The organism is uncultured Leptotrichia sp., assembly GCF_938036635.1.
Lineage (GTDB): Bacteria > Fusobacteriota > Fusobacteriia > Fusobacteriales > Leptotrichiaceae > Leptotrichia > Leptotrichia hongkongensis.
In genome coordinates this window covers 1-6,171 of the sequence record NZ_CALHQO010000533.1, presented here as the reverse complement: position 1 = coordinate 6,171, position 6,171 = coordinate 1, and the positions used below count along the sequence as shown (strand labels likewise).

The following is a 6,171-nucleotide window of genomic DNA, read 5'->3' as shown; positions in this document are numbered from 1 at the left end:
CTTAATATAAAATAGTATAGTTTATAAGTTTTGTTTTAAAAGAGGATTATGGTTATTTTATAAAATTGTTGAAAAAGAGGAGAAAAATAGTTATGAAAATATTGGGAGTTATACCAGCAAGATATGCATCCAGCAGGTTTGAGGGAAAGCCACTCAAGGATATTTGCGGACATGCTATGATTGAATGGGTTTATAAAAGAGCAAAAAATGCTGACATTGATGAGATTGTTGTGGCTACTGATGATAAGAGAATTTTTGAGGCAGTAAAAAAATTTGGCGGGAATGTGGTTATGACAGCTGAAAATCATCAGAATGGAACTTCCAGAATAATAGAAGTTATTAATAAAAATGAATATCAAAATTACGATTTTATTATAAATATTCAAGGGGACGAGCCATTAATTGACATTGAATCAATTAATATTCTGGCAAATAATTATAGGGATGAAAAATCGGAGATTGTTACACTGAAGCAGGAAATGAAATCTCAAAAGGAAATTGAAAATCCTAATCACGTAAAGGTAATTACAGACTTTAATGACAATGCCATTTATTTTAGCCGTTCAGTAATTCCATATGAGCGGGATAAAAATAATAGTGAAAATATAAGATATTTTAGACATATTGGAATTTATGGATATACAGCAAAATTTTTAAATGAACTGAAAAATTTAAGAGAAGGTGTTTTGGAAAAGATAGAGTCGCTTGAGCAATTGAGGTTTATTGAAAATGGATATAAAATAAAAGTTTTGGAAACTGATTCAAATGTAATAGGTGTGGATACAGAAGAAGATTTGAAGGAAGTTGTTAAATTTATAAAGGATAAAGGAATAAAACTTGAATAAAAAATTGTAAAATTAAAAATATTACAAAAAGGAGAGGATTTTTATGGAAAATGGAGTAATGATACAGTATTTTGAATGGAATTTACCGAATGACGGAAAACATTGGAAACGTTTGAAGGAAGATGCAAAGCACTTGAGCGAAATTGGTGTCAGTGGAGTTTGGATTCCACCTGCATACAAAGGAACTTCCCAAGCTGATGTCGGCTATGGAGCCTATGACTTGTGGGACTTGGGAGAATTTAATCAAAAAGGCACTGTCAGAACGAAATATGGAACAAAACAGGAATTGATTGAAGCAATAGAAGAACTTCATAAATATAATATAAATGTATATTTGGATGCTGTTTTAAACCATAAAGGCGGAGCAGATGAAACAGAGAATTTCTTGGCAATAGAAGTTGATCCAGAAGACAGGACTATAGAAATATCTGAACCTTTTGAAATAGAAGGATGGACAAAATTCACTTTTCCTGGAAGAAACGATAAATATTCTGCATTTAAGTGGAATTATAACCTTTTTGACGGTATTGATTTTGATAACCGAACAGGTAAAAATGGAATTTATAAGATTGTTGGAGAAAACAAGGACTGGGATGAAGGAGTTGACTCTGAACTTGGAAATTATGACTATTTGATGAATGCCGATATTGATTTTTCACATCCTGAAGTGCGTGAGGAAGTAATCCGATGGGGTAAATGGGTTGTAAATGAGTTAAAAATTGATGGATTCAGAATGGATGCCGTAAAACATATAAAAGATGAGTTTATAGCTGAATTTTTGACACAAGTAAGAACAGCTTATGGCGAAGAATTTTATTCTGTTGGAGAATACTGGCGAAATGATTTGGAAAAGTTGAAGGAATATCTGAATAATGTTGGGTATAAGACTGATTTATTCGATGTTGGGCTTCATTTTAATATGTATGATGCATCTAAAAAGAAAAAGGATTATGATTTAAGAGAAATTTTTGAACATACAATAGTTGAAACAAATCCTATGGCAGCGGTAACATTTGTGGATAATCACGATTCTCAAAAAGGAAGTGCTTTAGAATCACAAGTGGATGACTGGTTTATTCCTCATTCATATGCTATAATATTATTATCAAAAGATGGCTATCCATGCTTGTTTTATGGTGATTACTACGGAGTGGGAGGAGAAAAAAGTCCGCACCAATGGATAATTGACAAACTTCTGGAAGTACGAAGAATTTATGCTTATGGAGAACAAATAAATTATCTGGATAATCCAAATGTAATTGCAATTCAAAGAACAGGAAGAGATGAGTGGACTGGATGCGTAGCTGTACTTTCAAATTCTGAAGAGGAAGAAGAAATACAAATTGAGCTCGGAAAAGAACGGGCAGGAGAAGTTTGGCACGAAGTTACAGGTAGTGGATATGAAGACATTACAATAGATGAGGAAGGAAATGCCGATTTTAAAGTTGAACCTGAAAAAATTTCTGTATGGATACGTAAAAGTTAAGATAAAAATATTGAAATTATCTATGGTTGTAAAGAAATAAATGTTAAAATAATATGAACCTTTCTAGGTTATTTTAAGAAAAACCAAAATTGGAGGTAAGAAAAATGAGAAAAATTAAAATCATAGGAGTAGTAATTGCATTGGTTATGAGCTTGAGTTCTTGTACCGCTGTAGCATTGGGAGCAGGAGCTGTTGCTGGAGGATATACTTGTTTAAATACCAATCTTTGTAATAAATTGAAAAAATAGTTAAGTAATCTTTAAGGGCATAGAATTTTATGCCCTTATGTTAAAAATTCAAAACACATAAAAATGTTAAACAGGAGAATAGTAAAAATATGAAAAATAGTAACACAAGAGAAAAAATTTTGGAAAATATACAGAGGATAGTTGTAAAAGTTGGAACGTCTACACTTACAACTGAAAATGGGCATCTAGATATTGAAAAAATAAAGAAAATTGTGCTGGAACTCAGTAATTTACAGGATAAAGGGTATGATGTAATACTTGTAACTTCTGGTGCAGTTGGAGCTGGAATGGGGCTGCTTAATATAAGTGAAAAGCCTAAAACTTTGGCGGAAAAGCAGATGCTGTCAGCAGTTGGACAAGTTTCACTTATGCAAATTTATCAAACATTATTTAAAGAACATAACAAAATAATTGGACAGCTTTTATTAACAAAAGAGGAATTTTCGAACAGAAAAAGATATTTGAACATGAGAAATGTCTGTAATGCTTTTCTAAAAAGAAAAATTATTCCGATTATAAATGAAAATGATGCAATTGTATCTAATGCTTTGAAAATTAAGGTTGGAGATAATGATACAATGTCAGCGCTTGTTTCTGGATTAATTGATGCTGATTTATTAATTATTTTATCAGATATTGACGGACTTTATAATAAAAATCCACGTAAATATGATGATGCTAATCTGATTAATATGGTTGGGGATATTAATGAGGACATAAAGCAGATGGCAGGAGCAGAAGGCTCAAAATTTGGAACTGGTGGAATGATAACAAAAATTATTGCTGCAGAAATGGTAACCAAAATTGGAACAAGTCTTGTAATTGCTAGTGGTGATGATCCTCACAATATAACTAGAATCGTTGAAAAAGAAAATATAGGAACACTTTTTGTGAAAAAAAATAAAAAAATCAGCTTACGAAAATATTGGCTTGCATATGGGCCTAATAAGGAAGGTGTATTAACAATCGATAATGGTGCAAAAGCAGCATTAAAAAATGGAAATAGCCTATTACCTGTGGGAATAAAATCTATTGAAGGAAACTTTGATAAAGGGGCAGTCATTGAAATAGAAGATTTGGAAGGTAAAGTTGTTGCAACAGGAATTTCAAATTATTCATCAGAGGAAATTAACCTTATAAAAGGCGTAAAAAGTGAAAATATAGAAGAAATACTGGGTTATAAATACGATGATGCTGTGATTCACATTGACAATGTTGTTATGAAAAAATAAAAATAATAAATTCAATTTTGTTGATTGAGAAAAATTTATTTAAAAGTTTAGTACAAAAGTGTCTAAAAAATTAATAAAAGGAAATAGGAACGATTCATGAATTACGAACAACCAAAAAAATAGTAGGAATGAAATTTTATCTTAAAATAATTACATTGGCAAATTTTTGGCTATTTAACCTTAGAAGCCTTGGCTCTGGATAATGAAGTTTATAACTAGAATGACTACAATATAAGCACAATAAACAGATAAAGTTGGGGATAAAATATTGCATTTATCAGACAAAACACTAATTCATAATACAAATTTACGAGAAGCAATCATTAATACTTTCGGAGCAAATAAATAAAAAAATGGAAAGGAGGAAGTAAGTGAAGAGCGAAAATATTTTTAATAAAAATGAAAATAAATTATACACATTTCTTGGTGGATTTTTAGGCTTTATAATTACAACTGTACTTTATTTTTTTGCGGCTCAAAATAATATAAGACATATTATAGTGATGTTTTTAGGTGTGGGAATTATAGAAATTGGAGTTATATTTGGAAATTTCTTTGGAAAAAAAAAGAAAGAAAAAATTAGAGAAATTAATAGCTGGAATGAATCAGAAAAAATTGGAAAAGTAAAAAAGAGTAAATTTAACAATCTGTATGATGAATTGGAAATAAATATTTTTAGTATAGCTATTATGTGTGCGTTTTCATATTTGACAATATATTTGTCAGAAATATTAAATTTAGCGCTAATTTTTAAAAAGCAATATCCAGATACAAAATTTTTTGACACTTTAATGGAAGCTATGACGAATATTTTTAATATCGGCTGGGCTAGAAGATATTTGGTAATTTATTGGCTGTTTTTAACTATTTTTGTAGTTATGTTTATAATAGCTATATTTATAGAACATAGAAAAATAAAAAAGATGAAGGATGGGAATAGAAAAGCTGGAAATCTTTTTTAGAAATTAGATAAATTAAGAAATGAGGGAGATATGAATTATATAGAAGAACTTGGAAAAAAAGCAAAAGCTGCTTCAAGGGAACTTTTGAAAATTGGAACAAAAACTAAAAATGATGTGTTGTTTGCAATTGCAGATGAATTGATAAATAAAAAAGAGGAAATAAAGGCTGCAAACAAAATAGATATGGAAAATGGTAAGAAAAATGGAATGGCGTTTTCCTTGCTTGATAGAATGGAGCTTACAGACAGCAGAATAGAAGGAATGGCTCAAAGTCTACGTGAAATGGCTATGTTTCCAGATCCAATTGGAGAAGTCATTACAGGATGGAATCATAAAAATGGAATGAATATTGTAAAAAAAAGAGTTCCGCTTGGAGTAATCGGAATGATTTACGAATCTCGTCCAAATGTTACAGTAGATGCGGCAGGACTTGCAATAAAATCTTCAAATGCGATAATTTTACGTGGGTCAGAAGATGCCCTGAATTCAAATATTTATTTGAATAATTTATTAAATAGAGTTGCAGATGCTCATGGATTGCCCAAAAATACAGTTCAGCTTGTAGAAAAGCCAGAAAGGGAACTTGTGATGGACTTAATTCGTGCAGACAAATATATTGATGTAATTATCCCAAGAGGGGGAAAAGGATTAAAAAGATTTATCATAGAAAACGCAACAATTCCAATGATAGAAACAGGTGCAGGAATTTGTCATATATTTGTGGACGAAACAGCTGATATAAAACAAGCATTACCAATTATCGAAAATGCCAAAGTACAGCGTCCAAGCGTATGTAATGCCATCGAAACAACACTTATCCACGAAAACATTGCAAAAGCAATCTTGCCAGAATTAACAGAAATGCTTTTAAAAGATGGTGTAGAGCTAAGGTACAGCAAAGAAGCATTAGAAATTATTGGAAACAGAAAAGATGTAAAATTGGCAACAGAAGAAGATTTTGGGGCTGAATATCTAGATTTAATAATGTCACTAAAATTAGTTAAAAACATAGATGAAGCAATTGAATATATAAATAATAATGGAACGCACCATTCCGACTCAATCTTGACAAAATCTATAGAAAATGCTGAAAAATTCCTAAACGAAGTAGATTCAGCCAACGTTTACTTAAACGCTTCGACAAGATTTTCCGACGGAGGAGAATTTGGCTTTGGTGGAGAAATCGGAATTTCCACTCAAAAACTGCACGCTCGTGGGCCTATGGGAATAAGAGAGCTGACTACGACGAAGTATGTGATTAGGGGAGAAGGTCAAATAAGGGAATAAAAACCTAAATTAAAAGCAGGAGAAATAAAAAAAGTGGAAAATAAAAATTCAATATTAATTAAAGGGATTAAAATAAATGATGATAAAACTAACTTAATGATTGCTACAGCA

At 31.0% G+C, this 6,171-nt stretch carries 6 protein-coding genes; all 6 read left to right on the top strand.

Annotated elements, in window-relative coordinates:
- Positions 1–92: 92 nt before the first annotated feature.
- The 6 genes from kdsB (at position 93) to Q0370_RS10620 (ending at position 6,060) form a co-directional block, all read left to right on the top strand.
- A complete protein-coding gene (gene kdsB / locus Q0370_RS10645; RefSeq protein ID WP_299575530.1) occupies positions 93–845 on the top strand; it encodes a 3-deoxy-manno-octulosonate cytidylyltransferase in 753 nt (250 codons plus the stop codon).
- A gap of 43 nt (positions 846–888) precedes the next feature.
- Entirely contained in the window at positions 889–2,331 is a 1,443-nt protein-coding gene (locus tag Q0370_RS10640; protein ID WP_299575528.1) for an alpha-amylase, read from the top strand.
- 104 nt (positions 2,332–2,435) lie between these two features.
- A complete protein-coding gene (locus tag Q0370_RS10635; protein WP_172618799.1) occupies positions 2,436–2,579 on the top strand; it encodes a hypothetical protein in 144 nt (47 codons plus the stop codon).
- 89 nt (positions 2,580–2,668) lie between these two features.
- On the top strand, positions 2,669–3,811 hold the full coding sequence (proB, locus tag Q0370_RS10630; RefSeq protein WP_299575526.1) for a glutamate 5-kinase: 1,143 nt from the start codon (positions 2,669–2,671) through the stop codon (positions 3,809–3,811).
- A 371-nt stretch (positions 3,812–4,182) separates the two neighbouring features.
- Entirely contained in the window at positions 4,183–4,773 is a 591-nt protein-coding gene (locus Q0370_RS10625; protein ID WP_299575524.1) for a hypothetical protein, read from the top strand.
- A gap of 30 nt (positions 4,774–4,803) precedes the next feature.
- Positions 4,804–6,060 carry a glutamate-5-semialdehyde dehydrogenase gene (locus tag Q0370_RS10620; RefSeq protein WP_299575522.1) on the top strand — a complete coding sequence of 419 codons (1,257 nt, stop codon included), beginning with the start codon at positions 4,804–4,806 and terminating at the stop codon, positions 6,058–6,060.
- The last annotated feature ends 111 nt before the right edge of the window (positions 6,061–6,171 follow it).

Bases quoted from the DNA above. Each gene is read 5' to 3' on its own strand.
- kdsB (WP_299575530.1), top strand. From the start codon at position 93: ATGAAAATATTGGGAGTTATACCAGCAAGATATGCATCCAGCAGGTTT.
- Q0370_RS10640 (WP_299575528.1), top strand. From the start codon at position 889: ATGGAAAATGGAGTAATGATACAGTATTTTGAATGGAATTTACCGAAT.
- Q0370_RS10635 (WP_172618799.1), top strand. From the start codon at position 2,436: ATGAGAAAAATTAAAATCATAGGAGTAGTAATTGCATTGGTTATGAGC.
- proB (WP_299575526.1), top strand. From the start codon at position 2,669: ATGAAAAATAGTAACACAAGAGAAAAAATTTTGGAAAATATACAGAGG.
- Q0370_RS10620 (WP_299575522.1), top strand. From the start codon at position 4,804: ATGAATTATATAGAAGAACTTGGAAAAAAAGCAAAAGCTGCTTCAAGG.